This window comes from Pseudonocardia zijingensis, from assembly GCF_042657305.1.
Taxonomy (GTDB): Bacteria; Actinomycetota; Actinomycetes; order Mycobacteriales; family Pseudonocardiaceae; genus Pseudonocardia; species Pseudonocardia zijingensis.
Genome location: NZ_JBHSKO010000048.1, coordinates 1 through 19,240, shown reverse-complemented (window position 1 = coordinate 19,240; position 19,240 = coordinate 1). Strand labels below are relative to the sequence as shown.

The 19,240-nt window shown below is 71.4% G+C and carries 18 protein-coding genes; 3 read left to right on the top strand and 15 right to left on the bottom strand.

The window, feature by feature from the left end:
- Positions 1 to 269: 269 nt before the first annotated feature.
- The 15 genes from ACFPL3_RS41225 to ACFPL3_RS41155 form a co-directional block, all read right to left on the bottom strand.
- Positions 270 to 1,463: a CaiB/BaiF CoA transferase family protein gene (locus ACFPL3_RS41225; protein ID WP_343945283.1), complete on the bottom strand. Its 1,194-nt coding sequence runs from the start codon at positions 1,461 to 1,463 to the stop codon at positions 270 to 272.
- A 9-nt stretch (positions 1,464 to 1,472) separates the two neighbouring features.
- Positions 1,473 to 2,654, bottom strand: coding sequence for an acyl-CoA dehydrogenase family protein (locus ACFPL3_RS41220; RefSeq protein WP_343945282.1), 1,182 nt, complete (start codon positions 2,652 to 2,654; stop codon positions 1,473 to 1,475).
- A 1-nt stretch (position 2,655) separates the two neighbouring features.
- The gene (locus ACFPL3_RS41215) at positions 2,656 to 3,066 is read right to left on the bottom strand and encodes a MaoC family dehydratase (RefSeq protein WP_343945281.1); all 411 of its coding nucleotides are present in this window, start codon (positions 3,064 to 3,066) and stop codon (positions 2,656 to 2,658) included.
- Between the two features lie 82 nt (positions 3,067 to 3,148).
- Positions 3,149 to 4,174, bottom strand: coding sequence for a LacI family DNA-binding transcriptional regulator (locus ACFPL3_RS41210; protein ID WP_343945280.1), 1,026 nt, complete (start codon positions 4,172 to 4,174; stop codon positions 3,149 to 3,151).
- The gene (locus ACFPL3_RS41205; RefSeq protein ID WP_343945279.1) at positions 4,171 to 5,097 is read right to left on the bottom strand and encodes a dihydrodipicolinate synthase family protein; all 927 of its coding nucleotides are present in this window, start codon (positions 5,095 to 5,097) and stop codon (positions 4,171 to 4,173) included. Before ACFPL3_RS41205 ends, ACFPL3_RS41210 begins: the two co-directional genes overlap by 4 nt.
- A 36-nt stretch (positions 5,098 to 5,133) precedes the next feature.
- Entirely contained in the window at positions 5,134 to 6,471 is a 1,338-nt protein-coding gene (locus ACFPL3_RS41200) for a TRAP transporter large permease (RefSeq protein WP_343945278.1), read from the bottom strand.
- Positions 6,468 to 7,061: a TRAP transporter small permease gene (locus tag ACFPL3_RS41195; protein ID WP_343945277.1), complete on the bottom strand. Its 594-nt coding sequence runs from the start codon at positions 7,059 to 7,061 to the stop codon at positions 6,468 to 6,470. The genes ACFPL3_RS41200 and ACFPL3_RS41195 overlap by 4 nt, the downstream gene beginning before the upstream one ends.
- A 5-nt stretch (positions 7,062 to 7,066) precedes the next feature.
- Positions 7,067 to 8,272, bottom strand: coding sequence for a hypothetical protein (locus ACFPL3_RS41190; protein ID WP_343945276.1), 1,206 nt, complete (start codon positions 8,270 to 8,272; stop codon positions 7,067 to 7,069).
- Positions 8,273 to 8,318: 46 nt separating this feature from the next.
- Positions 8,319 to 9,092: an enoyl-CoA hydratase/isomerase family protein gene (locus ACFPL3_RS41185; protein WP_343945275.1), complete on the bottom strand. Its 774-nt coding sequence runs from the start codon at positions 9,090 to 9,092 to the stop codon at positions 8,319 to 8,321.
- Positions 9,093 to 9,115: 23 nt separating this feature from the next.
- A complete protein-coding gene (locus ACFPL3_RS41180; protein WP_343945274.1) occupies positions 9,116 to 9,892 on the bottom strand; it encodes an SDR family NAD(P)-dependent oxidoreductase in 777 nt (258 codons plus the stop codon).
- The gene (locus tag ACFPL3_RS41175) at positions 9,885 to 10,910 is read right to left on the bottom strand and encodes a TRAP transporter substrate-binding protein (protein WP_343945273.1); all 1,026 of its coding nucleotides are present in this window, start codon (positions 10,908 to 10,910) and stop codon (positions 9,885 to 9,887) included. The genes ACFPL3_RS41180 and ACFPL3_RS41175 overlap by 8 nt, the downstream gene beginning before the upstream one ends.
- 224 nt (positions 10,911 to 11,134) lie before the next feature.
- The gene (locus ACFPL3_RS41170; protein WP_343945272.1) at positions 11,135 to 12,448 is read right to left on the bottom strand and encodes an MFS transporter; all 1,314 of its coding nucleotides are present in this window, start codon (positions 12,446 to 12,448) and stop codon (positions 11,135 to 11,137) included.
- Entirely contained in the window at positions 12,445 to 13,212 is a 768-nt protein-coding gene (locus ACFPL3_RS41165; protein ID WP_343945271.1) for an SDR family NAD(P)-dependent oxidoreductase, read from the bottom strand. Before ACFPL3_RS41165 ends, ACFPL3_RS41170 begins: the two co-directional genes overlap by 4 nt.
- Positions 13,213 to 13,270: 58 nt before the next feature.
- On the bottom strand, positions 13,271 to 15,013 hold the full coding sequence (locus ACFPL3_RS41160; RefSeq protein ID WP_343945270.1) for an oxidoreductase: 1,743 nt from the start codon (positions 15,011 to 15,013) through the stop codon (positions 13,271 to 13,273).
- Complete coding sequence (locus ACFPL3_RS41155; RefSeq protein ID WP_343945269.1) at positions 15,000 to 15,944, bottom strand: dihydrodipicolinate synthase family protein; 945 nt, start codon at positions 15,942 to 15,944, stop codon at positions 15,000 to 15,002. Before ACFPL3_RS41155 ends, ACFPL3_RS41160 begins: the two co-directional genes overlap by 14 nt.
- A 78-nt stretch (positions 15,945 to 16,022) precedes the next feature.
- Between ACFPL3_RS41155 and ACFPL3_RS41150 the strand changes: the two genes are divergently transcribed.
- The 3 genes from ACFPL3_RS41150 (at position 16,023) to ACFPL3_RS41140 (ending at position 19,117) form a co-directional block, all read left to right on the top strand.
- Positions 16,023 to 16,931 (top strand): LysR family transcriptional regulator, encoded by a 909-nt coding sequence (locus tag ACFPL3_RS41150; protein ID WP_343945268.1) that lies wholly within the window; start codon positions 16,023 to 16,025, stop codon positions 16,929 to 16,931.
- Between the two features lie 91 nt (positions 16,932 to 17,022).
- Positions 17,023 to 18,138, top strand: coding sequence for a hypothetical protein (locus tag ACFPL3_RS41145; RefSeq protein WP_343945267.1), 1,116 nt, complete (start codon positions 17,023 to 17,025; stop codon positions 18,136 to 18,138).
- Positions 18,101 to 19,117 carry an AraC family transcriptional regulator gene (locus ACFPL3_RS41140; RefSeq protein ID WP_343945266.1) on the top strand — a complete coding sequence of 339 codons (1,017 nt, stop codon included), beginning with the start codon at positions 18,101 to 18,103 and terminating at the stop codon, positions 19,115 to 19,117. Before ACFPL3_RS41145 ends, ACFPL3_RS41140 begins: the two co-directional genes overlap by 38 nt.
- Positions 19,118 to 19,240 lie beyond the last annotated feature (123 nt).

Below are 19,240 nucleotides of genomic sequence, written 5' to 3'. Positions count from 1 at the left end.
GCGAACGACCACCCCGCCCGCCACAACGTCTCGATCCGGACCCGTTCCTCCCGGGTCAACCGCGCACCAGCCATGATCCACACTTCCCCTGATCACCTGGTTGCAACCACCGGTTGAGCCCGCCATCTCTGGGAGCGACCATTTGCCCTTGATCGCCGTGAGACCTCCGGCGAGCCGAGATCGCGGAGCCGGTGCACCCCGTCCGGCGTCGTACGGCCGCGCACGGCAGCCACGACGGTTCTACGGCCTTGCCGCCGTCCGACCGGACCTCATGCCACCGCACCGACCTTCCGCAGCTCGTCGATCTGCTCGCGGGAGTAGCCGGCCTCGCCGAGCACCTCGTCGGTGTGTTCACCGTGCGCGGGCGGCACCTGGCGGGTACCGGCCTCTCCCGAGCTGTAGCGGATCGGGTGCTTCAGCAGCCGCACCGTTCCGGCCTCCGGGTGGTCGATCTCCTCGACGGGCTCCAGGTGGGTCACGATCGGGTCCCGGTCCACCTCGTCGTAGTCGTTGACCGGGGCGCACCAGACCCCGTGCGCGCGCAGCAGGTCGAGCAGCTCGGCCCGGCGGAAGCGGCGCAGTAGGGGGGCGAGCGCGCTGTGGATCTCGTTGCGCTGCGGGAGCGCGTCCTCCGGGTCCAGGTGGTCCGCGAGCTCCCGGGGGTCGCCGAGTGCCTGGCTGACGGCGGCGACCGGGGACACCGACAACGCCACGTATCCGTCCTCGACCTCGTAGAAGCCGTAGGGAGCCTGGTGGAACGACGACGCGAGGTCCGTCGTCGGGCGCTGCACCGTCCCGCCGTTGAGGTGGTAGGTGTACGGCTCGAGCTGCAGGTCGAGTGCGGCCTGCACCATCGTCACCTCCACCCGCTGGCCCTCCCCGGTCGCCGTCCGGTGGTGCAGCGCGGCGAGAATGCCCATGGCGAGCAGCGATGCGCCGTGCTGGTCGACGATCGCGGCTCCCGCGGCGACGGGCGGCCCGTCGCTGCGGCCGGTCGCCGCGGCGAGGCCGGTGGTGGCCTGCAGCAGCAGGTCCTGCCCCGGCAGGTCCCGGTACGGGCTGTCCGACCCGTAGCCGGAGGCGCAGGCGTACACCAGGTCCGGCTTCAACCGGCTCAACTCCGGGTAGTCGAGCCCGAGCTTCTCCATGACCCGCGGTCGGAAGTTCGACACGACCACGTCGGCACCGCGGCACAGCTCGCGGGCGACGTCGAGCCCCTCCGGCCGCTTCAGGTCGAGGCTGATGCTGCGCACGTTGCGGTGGGCCAGCATGAAGAAGCTGCTGACCCCGTTGACGTAGGCGTCCGCGCCGGCCCACCGCCGCTCGTACGGCCCGGCGGGCGGTTCGATCTTGACGACGTCGGCGCCCATGTCGGCGAGGTACTGCACCGCCGCCGGCCCGAGCAGGAACTGCGTGAAGGCGATGATGCGCACGCCCTCGAGCAGCTTCAGGGACTGGTCCACTGGTCCTCCTCAGGCACTGACGGACGGTCGGCGGGCTCCGAGGGCGTCGCGCGCGATGATCACGCGCTGGATCTGGTTGGTGCCCTCGTAGATCTGGGTCAGCTTGGAGTCGCGGTAGATCCGCTCGACGGTGGACTCCTTCGTGTAGCCGAACCCTCCGTGCACCTGAACGGCGTTGCTCGCGGTGCGGACGGCGACGTCGGAGGCGAAGAGCTTGGCCATCGACGCCTCCGTGGCGAAGGGAAGGCCCTGGTCCTTGAGCCGGGCGGCGTGGTGGATGAGCAGGCGGGCGGCCTCGATCTCGGTCGCCATGTCCGCCACCATCATCTGCACGGCCTGCTGGTCGCCGATCGGCCGCCCGAAGGCCTCCCGCTCCTGCGCGTACGCGAGAGAGGCCCGCATCGCTCCGGTCGCGAGGCCGAGGGCGAGGGACGCGATGACGATCCGCCCGTTGCTGAACGAACGCAGCACGCTGGGGAGGCCTTCCCCGGGGACGCCCAGCACGGCGGAGTCCGGGACCCGCGTTCCGTCGAGGACGATGCCGGCGGTCGCGAGGCCCCGCATGCCCATCAGCTCGTCCTTGTGCCCGACCACGAATCCGCGGGAGGGGTCGCCGTCGGGGCTCTTCTCGACGAGGAAGGTGGTGAAGCCGCGCTTGCCCGCCGAGGGGTCGGTTCTGGCGAGCACGACCGCGACGTCGCCCACCGCGCCCGCGGTCATGAACGCCTTCGTCCCGCTGATCACCCAGCCGTCGCCGTCGCGCACGGCCTTCGTCCCGATCCCGCTCACGTCGGTGCCGGCGTTCGGCTCGGTCACCGCGATGAGGCAGACGCGCTTGCCCGCGGCGATCGCGGGCACGATCCCGCGACGCTGCTCGTCGTCGCCGTTGCGCGTGATCAGCTCGCTCTGCAGCTTCGCCAGCAGCACCGCGTTGGCCACGGTGCCCGAGGCCGCGGCGAGCTCCTCGAGCACGAGGCACATCGAGACCTCGTCCATGCCCGCCCCGCCGAGGTCCTCGGGCAGGGTGAGGCCGAGCAGGCCGATCTCGGACATCTCGCCGTAGAGGTCCCACGGGAAGGCGTCGTCCCGGTCGATCTCGGCGGCCCGTCCCGCGACGCGTTCGGTGGCGAACCGCCTGGCGAGGTCGCGCGCGCTGCGCTGGTCCTCGGTGAGGAACGTCGAGGTGGCCACGTCAGACCCGCTTCAGGATGTGGGTGGCGACGGAGACGAGCTCCCCGTCCTGGTTGAACACCTTCACGTCCGACGTGCACCGCTGTGCCTGCTCGTCGACGTCGGCGACGGTGTAGCGCACGGTCAGGGTGTCGCCGATGAACACCGGCTTGATGAAGCGCACCCGGTCGTAGCCGTAGGAGACGGTCGGGGGGTTGCCGAGGCTCTCGATGAGCTTCGAGGAGCACGTCGACATGAAGGCGATGGACAGCACGCCGTGCGCGATGCGCTTCCCGTACCGGGTGGCACTCATGTACTGCTCGTCGACGTGGTTGGGGCTGAGGTCGCCGCTGATCCCGGCGAAGCCGTAGACGTCGGCCTCGCCGACGGTCTTGGTGAAGGTGGTCTCCATCCCGACGGTCGGATGCTGCACGTTGTGCTCCTTCTTCTCATTCGATGGGCAGACGTCACCCGTCGGGCGACGTGCTGATGGCGGTGGAGCGGGACGCCCGGCGTCAGAGGCGCCGGCTGCTGCTCTCCCGCACCTCGAGGTGGTAGGCGAACTGCCGGACGGGCGTGGCGACCTTCCCGGTGGCCATCTCGAGGATGACCTCCATGGCCGCGCGCCCGAACTCGTACTGGGGAAAGCTGACGGAGGTCAGCCGTGGCGACACCAGCGACGAGACGGGTATGTCGTCGCAGCCGACCACCACCACGTCCTCGGGAACCCGCCGGCCGTGCTCGGTCACGGCCTGCATCGCGCCGATCGCGGTGTAGTCGTTGAAGGCCATCACCCCGTCGAACTCGACGCCCTCGTCGAGTGCGGCGCGGGTCGAGGAGCAGCCCGCCTCGACCGAGAAGTCACCCGTCCGCACGAGCCGCGGGTCGAGCTCCAGCCCGTGCCGCTCGACGGCCTGCCGGTAGCCGCGCAGACGCTCCTCGTTGATGAGCCAGCTGGGGCGTCCGGCGAGGCACAGGATCCGGGTGCTGCCTTGCTCGACGAGGTGGTCGACGGCCAGCTCGATGGTGCCGGCGTCGTCGACGCGGACCGACGGGCAGTCCAGCCGGTGCGGGCCGATCGCGACGACGTGGATGCCGTGCCAGGGGAAGTCGGTGAGGTGGGCGTCCTCGTCGATGCCGCCGCCGGCGAACACGATCGCCTCGACCTGCTGGTCGGCCAGCAGCTCGACGTAGGAGCGTTCCTTCGCCGGCTGGCGGTCGGTGTTGCACAGGACGACGGTGTAGCCGGCCTCCTGCGCCGCGTCTTCCAGGCCGCGGGCGAGCTGGTGGAAGTAGGCGTCGGCGATGTCGGGCACCAGCAGGCCGATCGCCCGCGTGTGGCCCTTGCGGAGCGCCACGGCGAGGGAGTTCGGGCGGTACCGCAGCTCCTTCGCCGCCGCCAGCACCCGCTGCTTAGTGGCCTCGGAGATCGCGACGTCCTGGCCGCGCAGCACCCGGGAGACGGTGGTGACCGAGACCCCGGCCCGCTGCGCCACCGCCTTGGCGCCCCTCGCCGGGGCTTCCGGTGCAGGATCGGTCACGACCGGGCACCGGCGGGGAGCAGATCGGCCTCCGACAGCGCACGCCGCAGATCGGCGCGTTCGCGCTCGGTGACCGGGACCAGCGGTGCCCGTACGGTGGGCGTGAGCTCGGCGCCGAGCATGACGAGCTGCTCCTTCATCCGCGCGTACATGTTGGGCATCGGGTCCCGGTAGACCACAGCGGTGAGTGTCTGGAGCCGACCGTAGACCTCCCGTGCCCCCGCGAGGTCACCTGCTGCGACGGCGTCGAACAAGCGGGCCTGCAGCCCGGCCACCACGCTGCCGTGACCGGAGAGGATGCCGTCCGCGCCGAGCGCCAGGGTCGGCAGCAGATTCGTGCTGAAGCTGCTCAGCATGGTGATCTCGTGCCCCGCCGACCGCGCGATGCCGAGGTTGCGCTCGTACACGCGGATGTCCAGGCTCCACTCCTTGATCGCCACCACCGCGTCGAGCGTGCAGATCCGCTCCAGCAGCTGCGCGCCGTACTGCATCCCCGTGAACTCGGGGTAGACGAAGGCCACCAGCGGCAGTGGGACCGCGCCCGCGACGTGCTCGAAGTGGCGCAGCGCCGCCGCGGGATCGGCGTCGTGGGCGAGCGAGTCCGGGGGGAGGACCAGCAGCGCGTCGGCGCCCGCGGCGCGCGCGTCGCCCGCGTAGGCCACGGCCTCGCGGTGGTCGCGGGCGTGGATGCCGCAGATGACGGGCGCCCGCCCGGCCACCGTCGCGACGGCGATCTCCACGGCCCGCCGTCGCTCCTCCCGGCTCAGCGTGGAGACCTCGGCTGCGTGCCCGTTGCAGGTCACCCCGCGGACGCCGGGTGTGGAGACGAGCTGCTCCAGGTGGGCCGCGTAGGCCGTCTCGTCGATGCTCCCGTCGGGGTGCATCGGCAGGATGCAGGCCGGGATGACTCCGGTGAGCTTCATGCGTTCCTCACTACCGTTCGCTACCTGTCGTCGACGTCACGGGCAGATGAAGCCATCGCCGCCCGGTGCGGGGAAGCAGCCCGCCGCCTGCGGGGTGAGCAGACGCGGCAGCCACAACGAGATCTCCGGGAAGACCACCAGCAGCGCGATGACGCCGAAGAAGATGCCGTAGAGCGGCACCGATCGCCGCACCCCGGAGTAGAAGCTGACCTTCGCGAAGTACGTGGACAGCAGCAGCGAGAGGCCGTAGGGCGGGGTGATCAGGCCCAGCGCGAGCGTGACGATGACGACCACGCCCATGTGGATCGGGTTGACGTCGCCCTGTTCCTGCAGTGTCGAGATGATCGGCATCAGTACGATGATCGCCGGGATGGCGTCGACGAACTGCCCGATGACGACGAGCATCGCCACGACCGTGAGCAGGATGCCGATCGGCTCCTCGCCCGCCACGGCGAGCACGACGTCGGACACGGCTTCGGCGCCGCCGAGGTAGGTGAAGAGCCAGGCGAACGCGGATGCTGCGGCGACCGCGATGAGCGGGAGCGCGTACAGGACGGCGGCGTTGACGAAGTCCCGCGGGAGCCGGGGGAGGTGGTTGCGCGCGGTCAGCGGGATCAGCACGATGATCACGAAGACGACGGCGATCATGCCGGCCTCGGTGGGGGTGAAGGCCCCGCCCAGGATGCCGCCCATGATGATCAGCGGGATCATCATCGGCAGCGCGCTGCCCTTCGCCGCACCCGCGATCTCGCGGAACGACGCCCGTGGCCGGGGCTCGCCCGCGTGCACGAAGAAGTAGGCGTACAGCATCAGGCCGATACCGATCATGAGCCCGGGAACGGCGCCACCGAGGAACAGGCCGGCGATGGACACACCACCCGCCGCGCCGTAGACGACCGCGAGGATGCTCGGCGGGATCATGTTGGCGATGGTCGAGGAGGCGGCGATCAGGGCCGCCGCGCTCGCCATGTCGTAGCCCTCCTTGCGCATGGCCGGCAGGAGAACCTTCGCGTTGGCGGCGACGTCCGCGGTCGACGAGCCCGACACCCCGGCGAACAGGATGCTGAACAGGGAGTCCACCTGGGCGAGGCTGCTGCGGATGTGGCCCACCAGGGACTGCACGAACCGGATGATCTTCGTCGTGACGTCCGTCGAGTTCATCAGCTCGGCCACGAGCAGGAAGAACGGCAGAGCCAGTAGCGGCACGCTGTTGACGCCGTTGAACAGCTGCGAGATGACGGCGTCGAAACCGGCACCGGACAGCGCGGTGCCGACGAGGACCGCCCCGACCAGCGCGAACGCGACCGGTGTGCCGAGGAAGGAGAGGCCGAGGAAGAGGCCCAGCATCACCAGGATGACGATGTCGTTGCTCATGGGACGGGCCCCTCGAGGTCGGCGGCGCGCAGCGCCTGCTCACGGGGATCGTGGGTGGCGCCTTCGAACCCGGTGCGCCAGCCCTTCACCAATCGCTCGACCGCGAAGACCGCGGACAGGACGGCGAAGGCGGGGACAGCGCCCGTGATGTACGCCAGCGGCAGCCCGGTGACCGGGAGGAAGTTGCCGAAACCCTGCAGGGCGACGCGGAACCCGACGACAGCGACGGTCACGGTGATGGCGATCATCACGACGCTGTTGAACGTCTCGATGGCGATCCGCGGGAATCCGGCCAGCGACTTCGCGACGGACGTGAGGTAGATGTGCTCGTTGCGGCGCAGTGCCACTGCGGCGCCGAGGAACAGCCCCCAGACGAAGGCGACGAGCGTGGCCTCCTGCAGCCACAGCCACGGCGCGCCCAGCGTGCGGGTCAGCACGTCGAGCATGACCGTCAGCGTGAACGTGAACAGCAGCAGCCCGCAGACGCACAGGAGGAGGAGCTCGACCGCGTCGAGCGCCCGCGCCTTGAGGTGACGCTCCTCCTGCGAGACCAGGCCGTTGCGGGCGAGGAACTCCGTGACGGTGGTCATCCGCGTCACCCCCACCGTGGTGCGTCAGCGGCGCCGGTGCGCCGGTCCGCCCGGCCTCCGAGCACCGTGGCCAGCGGCAGCGCCCCGTGCGCGACGGCCATCGCCAGCGCGTAGTAGTAGTCACCCCACGCCGTGGCCCCGTCGACGCCCCGGCCGTGCGGCACCGAGTAGCACGAGTGCAGCAGCACACCGTCGACGTCGTCCTGCCGGTTGAGGGCAAAGCGGGTGAGGGTGGCGAGCAGCGTCCGCGCGGACGCGTCGAACCGTTCGCGGGCCGCCGGGTCCGGGTGGTGCGCGGCGAGGATCAGGTACCCGAGGGCGACCGCCGCTCCCGCGCTCGCGTCCGGGGGCGCGCCGGGGGAGCGGTCGGTGAAGTCCCACGGGGGGACGGTGTCGAGCGGGCTCATGCGCTCGTAGTAGGCGGCGGCGCGTTCGGCGGCGCCCAGCAGCTCCGGCTCTCCGCAGGCGGCGAAGGCCCAGGCCAGGCCGCAGACCGCCCAGCCGGAGCCGCGCGACCACGCGGACGCGGGCGACGCGCCCTGGAGCGTCGACTCGGCCAGGAAGGCGCCGGACACCGCGTCGAGCTCCATGAGGTGCACCGTCGAACCGTCGGGCCGCACGAGCAGGCGGGCCGAGGTGCGGGCGTGCTGGCGGGCGACCTCGAGGAAGCGGGGGTCCCCGGTGAGGTCGTGGGCCCACCACAGCAGCGGCAGGTTCATGAGCGTGTCGACGGTGCTGGTGCCGGCGCCCCGCAGCTCGCCGACCGGGCCGAAGGCCTGGATGTAGCGGCCGGGCTCGTTGAACCGCCGCACCGTCATGCGCGCGGCGTCGAGCGCCGGTGCGACGTCCTGCTCGCCGAGGAAGCCGCACTGGTATCCGAGGGCGATGCTGGGGTGGAAGAGGAACCCCAGGTCGTGGGTGGTGTGGTCGACAGCGCGCTCGCGCAGGTCCACCAGCTTGGCCCGCGCCCTCGCGGCCGGGGCGTCGTCCTGCAGGCCGAGTGCCGCGAGCCACATCGTCCCGAACCAGAACCCGGCGGTCCAGTTGCCGTGCTCGTAGCTCGCGCCGTTCCACGAGCTGACCGAGGAGACGTCGAGCAGCTGCCAGGCGCCTTTCTCGCTGCAGTGCGGGTAGTGCCGGTCAGGGTGCTGGCGGGTCCGTCGCTCTTCGCGTCGCGCTGCCGCCAGGTAGTCGGACCAGTCCTGGTTCACCGGTGGGTCCTTCCCGGTCGGGGTGTCGTGTCGGGGTGTCGTGGGGTCATCGGTGCGTGAACCGCGGAGGCCGGGAGTCGAGGAAGGCGCGGACGCCCTCCTGTGCGTCCGCCGTGCCGAACAGCCCGGCGATGAGCTCGGCCTCGAGCTGCTGACCGGCGCGGGCGCCGTGGGCGAGCCCGTGGTCGACGGCCCGTTTGATCGCCTGGACCGCCGAGGCGGGCATCTCCGCGATGTGCGACGCCAGTTGCAGGGCGACGTCGTTTGCGGTGCCGGCCGGTGCGACCTCGTCGACGAGCCCGAGTGCCGCGGCGCGCTCGGCGTCGACGGGCTCACCCAGGAACATCAGGCGTTTGGCCTGCGACGGTGGGATGAGCCGGGGGAGCCGGGCGGTCCCGCCGCCCGAGGGGAACACACCCAGCTTGACCTCGGGGAGACCGAGCCGGGCACCGGCGTCGGCCACCCGCAGGTCGCACGCGAGCGCCAGTTCGAGCCCGCCGCCGAGCACGTGGCCGGACAGGGCCGCCACGACGGGCTGGGGGAGCGAGGCGATCGCCTCGTAACACGCGTGCTCGTGCTGCGCGCGGCGGCGGCCCTCGGCTGCGTCGGTGGGGAACTCCCGGATGTCCGACCCCACCGAGAACGCGCGCTCGCCTGCGCCGGTGAGCACCACCGCGCGCACCGACCGGTCGTCGCGGATGCGGTCCGCGATCGCGCGCAGGTCACCGCGCAGCCGCGAGGTGAGCAGGTTCAGCGGCGGGTTCGAGATCCGGACGAGCGCGACCGGACCGTGCGGGGAGACGTCCACCGACGGTGTCATCCCGTGAGTTCCTTCCTGGCCGGTCACCTTGCCCGCCATCCGCCGTCGACGAGGAGCACCTGACCGGTGATGTAGTCGGAGGCGGGGCTGGCGAGGAACACGAACAGCCCTTCGAGGTCCTCGGGCTTCGCGAAGCGGCCGAGCGGGATGCGCCCGAGCAGGTGCGCGGTCCTGGCCGGCTCGCCCCAGATGTACGGGCCGGTCATCGCCGTGTCGACGTATCCGGGCGCGACGACGTTCGCCCGGATACCGTGGACGCCGACCTCCGAGGCCAGGCTGACGGTGTACTGGGACACCGCCCCTTTCGTCGTCGCGTAGGCCGTGCGCCGCTCGAGTCCGGTGACCGAACCGAGCGACCCGACGTTGATGATCTTCCCGTAGCGCTGCTCGATCATCGTGGGCAGGAACCGCTGGGTGACGCCGACGGTGCCGCCGACGTTCACGTCCCACATGAACTGCAGGTCCGCGAGCGTCAGCTCCTCGACGGGGGTGCGGCGGATGACGCCTGCGCAGTTCGCCACCACGGAGACGGGGCCGCGGTCGGTGGCCTCCTCGACGAGCCTGTCGAGGTCGGCCTCCTCGGTGACGCTGCCTGCGACCGCGACTACCTCGTTGCCGTCCGCGCGGATCGCGGTGGCGGCCTCCTCCAACTCGGCCCCGAGCAGGTCGAACATCACGACGACCGCTCCGCGCCGGGCCAGGGCGCGTGATGCCGCGAAGCCGATGCCCCGCGCCGCGCCGGTGACGACCGCGACGGCGCCGACCAGGTCGAACACGTCGCCGCGCTGCGGGTCAGCCATTCGCCGTCACCGCACGCACAGCCTCGAGGATCTTGACGGCGTGCGGCCCGAGATCCTGCGCCACCTGATCCTGCAGGGGGAGCGAGCGCTGCCGGAAGCTCTCCTTGTCGACGTCCTCGACGAACTGCACGCCGAGCTCGCGGTACTCGGCCAGCAGCTCCTGCTGGAGTTCGAACGCCGCCTTCGGCTGCTCGCTGCGCACCCGCATCGCCGCCTCGGTGACCGCGGTCTGCTGCTCGGGCGTGAGCCCGTCCCACGTGCGCTGCGAGACCCAGAGGACCTGCACGTTGCCCGCGTGTTCGGTGAGCGACATGACCGGGGCCACCTCGTAGTGCCGGTTCAGGCCGTAGTAGGTGACGGCGTTCTCCGCCGCGTCGACGGTGCCGGTCTGCAGGGCGGTGTAGAGCTCCGGGAACGCCATGTGCACCGGCTGCGCCCCGTAGGCGCTGAAGATCGTGTCCTCGGTCGCGGTGGCCTGCACCCGCACCGCCTTGCCCTGGACGTCCTGCACCGAGCGCACCGGGAAGTTGGAGTACATGTTCCGCAGGTCCAGGGTGAACAGCGTCAGCGGCCGGACGCCCTCGACGCGTTCCTCGGCCATGGCCTGGTACGCCTCGTTGACCTCCGGGCTGCCGACGGTCGAGATGACGTCGTCCTGGCCGTCGAACAGGTAGTGCAGCGACAGCACACCGGACTCGGGGGCGATCGCCGCGGCGTTCGCCGTGGAGGAGAGGACGAAGTCGATGTCGCCGCTGCGGACGGACTCCAGTAGTGCCGGTTCGCCTCCGAGCTGCGCCGCGGGGAACATCTGCAGCTCGAACGCTCCGTCCGACACGTCGTCGAGAGCTTCCTCGAAGATGTCCGCGGCCAGTTCGTGCCCGGTGCCGAGCGGGCCCTCGTAGGCGAACGTCAGCTCGGTGCTGCTCGCGCCGCCCGGGCCCGGTCCTCCGCACGCGGCGACGGCCAGCAGTGCGGTGGCGAAGACGCCGGCGGCGAACACCCTTGTTCTGAGGGGCATGTGGGTTTCCTCCCTGCACCGCGCCAGTGCGAGTGGGGGTGGGTGATGGGACGTGTCCTGCAACGTCGGACGGTTACGCAATCGATAGCGCAACCGATTGCGCTGAACTGTAGGGAGCCCCTGCTTCCGAGTCAAGGTCGGTGGCGGGCGCTCTCCGGACTCAGCCGGTAGCGGGTTTCAGCGGGGTGGCGGTGGCTCGTGGATCGGCCCGAGGTCGGGCGCCCTCACCGTCCGATGTGGACGTGGCCCCGGCGCCGTGCCGCGTCGTACAGCACCACGCTCACGATGCAGACGGCCGCTCCGTACACGGGGAACGCCCAGAACGCGTCCTGCCGCTGCAGCCACACGAGCACGTACGACGCGGTACCGCCGAACACGGTCATCGCGAGCCCGTACCCGATCGCGACGCCGGTGGTGCGGCAGCTGTCGGGCATCAGGGTGGAGATGATGTAGTTGAACAGCACCTGGTTCAACGACACCAGGATCCCCCCGCCCAGCACCACCACGGCGAAGGTCCAGATGCCGGGCTGCTGGTAGAGGAGCACCGTGAACAGCGTCGGGACCAGGCCGAGCCGGAACAGCGTGAAGATCTTCGAGTTCGTGTAGCGGTCGCACAGGCTGCCCGCCAGCGGCCCGACCGCCACCATGATGCAGCCGAGGCCCGTCATCACCGCGAACACCTGGGTGGGGTCCTCGCCGAACACGGAGCGGGCCATGTTCGGCATCCCGACGGTCCACGCGTAGTTGGCCACCTGCGTGCCCGCCACCACGAAGATGACGGCGAACAGGCCCAGGCGGTGGCGCCACAGCTCGCGCCAGACATCGGCGGAACTCCTCGGTGGACCCTCGACCTCGGCGGTCGCGCCGGTCTCCGGGAGGGACCGGCGGAGGTAGAAGATCACCAGCCCGGACAGCCCGCCGATGATGAACGGGACGCGCCAGCCCCACTCCGCCATGGCCTCACCGCCGAGGACCGCGCTGACCAGGAAGCAGACGAGCGCGGCCAGCAGGATCCCCGCCTGCAGGATGGATCCGGAGACGGTGGTGGCGAACCTCCCGCGGTTGCGCGGACCGGCCAGCTCCAGGGCGGCCGCGTTCCCCACCGCCTGCTCGATGCCGGTCGAGAGGCCCTGGATGAGCCGGGCCGCCACGAGTGCCACACCTGCCCACAGGCCGATCTGGTCGTACGTGGGCAGCAGGCCCATCATCAGCGTGCTCGCCGCCATCGCGGTGATCGACGCCAGGAGCACCTTCTTGTGCCCGATGCGGTCGGCCAGCGGACCGAAGAAGACCGCCGCGAGCGGGCGGGCGACGAACCCGACCGCGAACACCGCCAGCGCGGACAGGGTCGACGCGACGGCGTCGTCACCCGGGAAGAAATGGGGTGCCAGCAGCGCGGCGACGAGCCCGTAGACGCTGAAGTCGAACCACTCGACGGCCATCCCGCCGCCGAGTGCGACGACGTACCGCTTGTTGATCTTCTGTTCCGCGGCCGGCTCGGTGCCGTCCGCGGACCGGGTGTCCGCCGCGGGCTTCACAGCGTCTGGCCGCCGTCGACCGTCCAGTTCTGGCCGGTGACGAACCGGGTGCGGTCCGACGCGAGCATGATCGCCACATCGGCGACGTCCTCCGGCTGCGCCAGCCTGCCGAGCGGGATGCCGGTCCGGAACGTGCTCGGGTCGCCGTTGATCTGGCGCTCCGGGCCCACACCCAGCTCGGACCACTGCCGCCGCTGCATCTCGGTCTCACAGGAGCCGGGGTTCACGGTGTTGACCCTGATCTGCCGTCCCGCCAGCTCGAGCGCGAGGCACTCGGCCATCATCTCGGAGGCGGCCTTCGAGGCGCAGTAGGCGCCGAGGTCCATCCGCGGCGCGTGGGCGCAGTTGGACGTCACCACGACGATCGAGCCGCCGGCGTCGGCGGCCACCATCCGGCGTGCCGCCGCCGTGCAGCACAGGTACGCGGCCCGCGCGTTCACCGCGAACTGCCGGTCCCACACCTCCACGTCGTCGGTCAGCAGGCTCCCCGTGCTGCAGACGCCCGCGTTGTTGACGAAGGCGTCGAGCCCGCCGAGCGCCGACACGGCGTCCCCGACCGCGTTCTCGACGGCAGCCGGTTCGGTGAGGTCGGCCGCGAACCCGTACCCGTCGATCTGTTCCGCGATGCGCCGCGCGGAGCCTCCGTCGATGTCGATCACGGCGACCGTCGCGCCCTCGCGGGCGAACGCGGTGGCGATCGCCGCGCCGATTCCGCGACCTGCGCCGGTGACGATCGCGGTCTTCCCCTTGAGCAACGAGCTCACGTGCATCTCCTTTGATGATCTTCCATCGCGTTGGTTCGAGTGCGGCCGCCGCCGGGAGCTAGCGGCGGAACTCGACCTTGGTGTCCAGGGCGGCGGCGAAGGCGCTGCTGATGGCCTCGCGCGCCTTGCCCGGTGCGGCGGCGTCCCCGATCACGATCACCTCGCGCGGGTCGTCGGCCGCCAGTCCCAGTTCGCGCTGCACGGACGCTCCCGTCGCGGCGCGGGCGCGGTGGTAGAAGAGGGCGCGCAGCCTCGGGTCGGCGAAGATCCTCCGGCCGGTCGGGGACTTGAGGCGGCCGGAGCGCAGGAGCGCCCGCACCAGCGGCCCGGTCCGGCCGCGGTAGCGCGCGCCCGTGGCGAGCACGACGGTGTCGGCCTCGGCCAGCAGGGGGGAGTCGCGGGTGAGGCGGGTGCCGAACCGGAAGCCGACGCCCAGCCGGCGGCACTCGCGCTCCAGCTCGTCGATGTAGGCCTCGAAGGTGCCGTCCGCGGCCTCGACGTCGTTGAAGAGAGGCGCCTTCCCGGTCCAGCGGAACGCGCCGCCGGCCCGGCTCTCGCTCTCGACGACCGTGACCTCGTTCCGGCCGGCGACCAGAGCGGCGTACGACAGGCCGGCCGGCCCCGCACCGATCACGATGATCCGCCTGCCGCGCGGGCCGGACTCCTCCCGGAAGTCGTTCTCGTGACCGGTCAGCGGGTTCACCACGCAGCTGAGCACGTTGCCGCCGCGCATGTTGTTGACGCAGTGGTTGCACGCCAGGCAGCGACGCACCGGGCGCCCGTCCCGCACCTTCTCCGGCCAGGCGGCGTCGGCGATCAGCGGGCGGCCGATCGCGACCAGGTCGAGCTTCTCCTCGGCCAGTGCGGCCGTCGCCACCGCGGGGTTGCCGAGCCGGCCCACACCGATGACCGGGACCTGCACCTCCTTCTTCACCGCGGCGGCGTAGTCGAGGAACGCGCCGTCCGGGTACGCCATCGGCGGGATCATCCGTTCCGCACCCGGCACCGACCGGTAGTGGCCCGCGGTGACGCTGATGGCGTCGGCGCCGGCCTCCGCCGCCCAGATCGCGACCTGCAGGCCCTCGGCGAACGGCAGGCCCTCGGGGAACAGGTCGTCCACGGTGATGCGGAAGATCACCGGGAGGTCGGGCACCTCAGCCTTGACGGCGGTCAGGATGCGCAGGCCGAATCGGGCCCGGTTCTCCAGCGAGCCCCCGTAGGCGTCGGTGCGGTCGTTCTCCGCCGGGCAGAGGAACTGGGAGATGAGGTAGCCGTGGGAGGCGTGCAGTTCGACGACGTCGAACCCGGCGGTGCGGGCGCGCCGCGCCGCGTCGACGAAGGCGCGGACGGCCTCGTCGATGCGGCTCTCCGTCATCGCTTCCGGGCGCGCGATCTCGTGCTCGATCTCGAAGACCGGGACGGGCATCGAGGACGCGGACACGGGCTGGGTCCCCGACACCGCGCGGCGGGCCCGGCTGCCGCCGTGACCGAGCTGGATCGACGCACGCGCCCCCTCGGCGTGGATCGCCTCGACGATGCGGGTCAGGCCGGGGAGGAACTTGTCGTCGTAGATGCCGAGCTCGTGGAACCTGTGCCGGCCGGCGACCTCGGGCGCCGCCATCTCGACCGTGACCAGACCGACGCCACCGCGTGCCCTGGCCCGGTAGTAGCCGACGGTCTCGTCCGTCGCGAACCCTTCCCGCGTGGCGTACCGGGTGGTCATCGACGGCAGCACGATCCGGTTCGGGATCTCGACGGCCCCGATCCGGATCGGGCGGAACAACAGGTCAGCGGGCCCCATCGCCCAGCCCGGATTCGTCGAACGCCTTCGCGAGCCGCGCGCGCTCCTCGGCGCCGAGCGCCCGCAGCGGAGGTCGCACGAATGCCTCGTCGATGCGCCCGAGGTGCTCGAGGGCGAACTTCATGCGGTTGTGCCCGTCGAGGAACGGGTCGCGGTAGCAGGCCTCCGCGAGCGGCCAGATGCGGTCCCAGACCGCGCGGGCTCCGTCGAGGTCGTGCGCCTCGACCGCGTTCCAGAGCCGCACGTGCAGGTCTGCCACCACGCTGCCGTGCCCGGAGAGGATGCCGTCCGCGCCGACGCAGAGCGATGCGAACAGCGACCGGCTGAAGCTCGACAGCACGGTGATCTCTTTGCCGAGGGCCTTGAGCGCCCGCCAGGTGCGTTCGTAGACGACGATGTCGTTCGACCATTCCTTGATCGCGACGACGTTGTCGATCGTGGTGCAGAGTTCGAGGATCCCGTCGAGCTGGATGCGCAGCGGCGACGTCGTCGGGTAGATGAAGGCGATCATGGGAAGCCGGGTGGCGGCCGCGATCTCGGCGTAGTGCCCCGTCGCCATCTCGGTGCGCAGGTGGCCGCCGTCGCTGAACACGGCGGAGGGGAAGACGAGCAGGCCGTCGGCGCCGTCCGCTTCGTGCCGGGCGGCGATCCGTGCGGCCTCCGCAGTGCCGTCCTGGTACACGCCCGCGATCACCGGCACCTTCCCGTCCACCTCCTCGAGCACGATGGCGAGGACGCGGCGCTGCTCGTCGGCGGTCAGGGTCGCGACCTCGGAGGCGTGGGCGGTGGTCGTGATCCCGCCGAGGCCGTCGGTCGCCAACAGCCACCGGATGTGCTTGCGGAGATTGGCCTCGTCGATCTCCAGGTCCGCGGTGAAGGGCAGCAGGTGCGCCGGGATGACCCCGCGGAAGCGGGTGAGCTCGTCTGGCATGGCGGGAGGTTACGAACGCGCTCGTCATCCCTGCCAATGCCGCTCGAGGAGGGCTCATACGTGCTATGCATAACGACGATGAGTGAGCAGCGTGGTTCACACGGCATCGAACTTCGGCACCTGCGGGCGTTCATCGTCGTGGCGGAGGAGCGGAGCTTCACCAGAGCGGCGCAGCGCCTGCTCCTGACCCAGCCGTCGCTCAGCCGAGCCGTCATGGCGCTCGAGCAGGCGCTCGGCACCCGGCTGCTCTCCCGCGACCGGCACTCGGTGGCGCTGACCGCGGCCGGCGCCCGGTTCCTGGTTCACGCCCACCGCGTGCTCGCCGTCCTCGACGAGGCCGTCGACTCGGCTCGCCGCGCCACCACCGTTCTGCGCGTCGGCTTCACGTCGGGGGCCACCGCGGAGATCACCAGCCCGGTCGTGCGCGCGTTCGAGGCGGAGCACGCCGAGGTCACGGTCGACCTGCGGCGCTACGACGACGCCGGCGCGAGCCTGGCCGAGGGCAAGTGCCACGTCGCGTTCATGGTGGGCGGAGCCCGGGACCCGTCCTGGGCCACGCTGCTGCTCTGCGAGGAGCCCCGGATCGCGGCGCTGCCGGCTGAGCACCCGCTCACCGGAAGGGATGTGCTCACCCTGGACGACCTGCGGGAGCACCCCGTCGTGGTGAACGTGCTCGCCGGGACGACGCACCCCGACCTGTGGCGCCCGGGGTCGCGGCCCCGCCGGTTCGTCCGCGTGCAGAACATCGAGGAGTGGCTCGAGGCCATCGCAACCGGGCGCGGTTTCGGCCTCACCCCGGCTGCCACCGGCCGCGTCTACCACCATCCGCAGATCGTCTACCGGCCCGTGTCCGACGCGCCGCCGGTGCCGATCTCGCTGGCGTGGAAGAGCGTCGGCGGTCACCCGCTGATCGCGGACTTCGTCGCGGTGGCGGCACGGTCGGCGCAGGAGGCCGATCGGCCCGCCCCTGGCCAGACGGAGCGGTAGCGGCGCTGCGGAGCCACAATTCGGACCGGTCCGGCTTGCGGCGATCCGAGGTGACCGGCGTCGGTGGAGCCGCGTCGAAGGAGGAGCGCTCGTGGATGACCATGCACGCGGTCGCCGGGTCCGGGTCGGCCTGCTGGCCGATCCCGGTCCGCCGACCGGTGTCGCCGCGGCCCTCGTTCCCGAGCTGGCCGGCGTGTTGTCCGCGCAGGTCGACGACGCGACCGACTGGGTGGTGAGCACCGAGAGCCACGAGATCCCGCTCGACGACAGGGGACTGGTCCCGCTGGAGTCGCTCTCGCAGGAGCACCGCGAGCGGCAGGAGTGGGACGTCGTGATCGCGGTGACGGATCTTCCGCGCCGCGTGGGGACGCCCGTCGCCGCCGTTCTCAGCGCTCGCGCGCGCTGCGGGATGATCTCGCTGCCCGGGCTCGGGGCCGTGGGCGTGCACCGGCGGGCGCGCCAAGCGGTCGTTCACCTCCTGCAGGCGCTCACCGGGCGCGAGTCCGGGTCGGACGGGGGACGACCACCGGTCATCCCGCGGTTCAGCCCACTGCGTCGCGTGAGCGGTGAGGAGGACGCCGAGGCGCATCTGGAGCTGGTCGGGCTGCGCGGCAGGTTGCGGTTGCTCGCGGGGATGGTGCGGGACAACCGGCCGTGGCGGCTCGTGCCCCACCTGTCCAGCGCCACCGCGGCGGCCGTTGCGACCAGCGCCTACGCCATCGTGATCACGAGCTTCTGGATGATGTCGGCCTCGTTGTCGCCGCTGAGGCTGCTGCTCATCTCCGTGGTCGCGATCCTGGCGATGGCGACCTGGCTGATCGCCTACAACGGCCTCTGGGACCGCGCGGGCGACCGGGACGCGCGGGAGAAGGCGGTGCTCTACAACACCGCCACGGCGATCACGATCGTCATCGGGGTCACGTGCATGTACGTGCTGCTCTACCTCGCCGGACTGCTCGTCGCGGTTGCCCTGATCGATCCCGGGTACTTCTCCTCGCAGCTGCAGCGGCCCGCCTCGTTCGGCTCCTACATGAAGTTGGTGTGGCTGGCGAGCTCGGTGGGAATCGTGGCCGGGGCGCTCGGTTCCAGCCTCGAGAGCGAGGAGGCCGTCCGGCAGGCGACGTACGGAAGGCGCGAGCTCGAACGGCAGCGTGCGATGGTGGAGCGCGATGAGGAACGGCAAGGCGGGCGTGACGGACACGCGTGATCGTTTCCACGGCCGTTGCGTCGTGCGCACCGTCGACCTCGACGAGGCGCTCGACGCCGTGGGAGAGGTGTTCCTGCCCCACCGGGTCGAGGTGCTCGACCCCGCGGCGGCGCTGGACATGCAGCTCAACGCGTTGCGGCTGGGCGATGTGACGGTCGGGTACCTGCGCTACGGCCCGGAAGTCCGGATGGTGACGGCCGAGGCGTCGAACTACCACGTCAACATCCCGCTCTCCGGCACCACGAGTTCCCGCAGCGGACGTCGTGAGCCGGTGGTCTCCACCCCACGCCGGCCCGCGGTCTTCATGCCCGACGCGCCCGCGGACATCCGGTGGGGTGCGGGAAGTGATCAGACGTGCCTCATGCTGGAGAGGCACTCGGTGGACCGGGAGCTGGAGAAGCTGCTGGGGCACCCGTTGTCGCGACCGCTCGAGTTCGCGGTGGCGATGGACAGCACCACTCCTGCGGCCACCTCGTGGCTCGCCGCCCTCGACGTGCTGGAGCGCGAGGCAGAGCGCCCGGACGGGATGTTGCGCTTCCCCGCGGCCGCTGCGCATCTGCAGGGCCTGCTGATCCACGGGCTGCTGCTGGCGCAGCCGCACAACTATTCCGACGATCTGCGGCGCGGTGCCGTCGTGCCGCAGCCGCGGGCGGTGCGGCAGGCGGTCGAGCTGATCGAGGATCGACCCGAGCACGCGTGGACGATCGCCGAGCTGGCAGCCGCTGTCGCGGTCAGCGCGAGGACGCTCCAGGAGCAGTTCTCGCGAACCCTCGGGATCTCGCCGATGACCCGTCTGCGGGACGTGCGGCTGGACCGGATCCACGCGCAGCTCCTCGCCGCCGACCCGAGCGAGGTCACGGTCGGCAGCGTGGCGGCGCGCTGGGCTTTCCTGCACCCCGGCCGGTTCGCGGTGGCTTACAAGCGGCGGTTCGGCACGTCCCCCTCGACGACCCTGCGCTCGGGACGCGGTCGTTACTAGTGCGTTGGCCACATACGTTCGCCGGGTTTGATCACGCGGCGGCCGCGGCTCGGGGGCGGCCCCAGCGTTGCTGGCGTTCGCTGCGGACACGGGCTCGTTCTCGGCGTTGCGCGGCCAGGACGT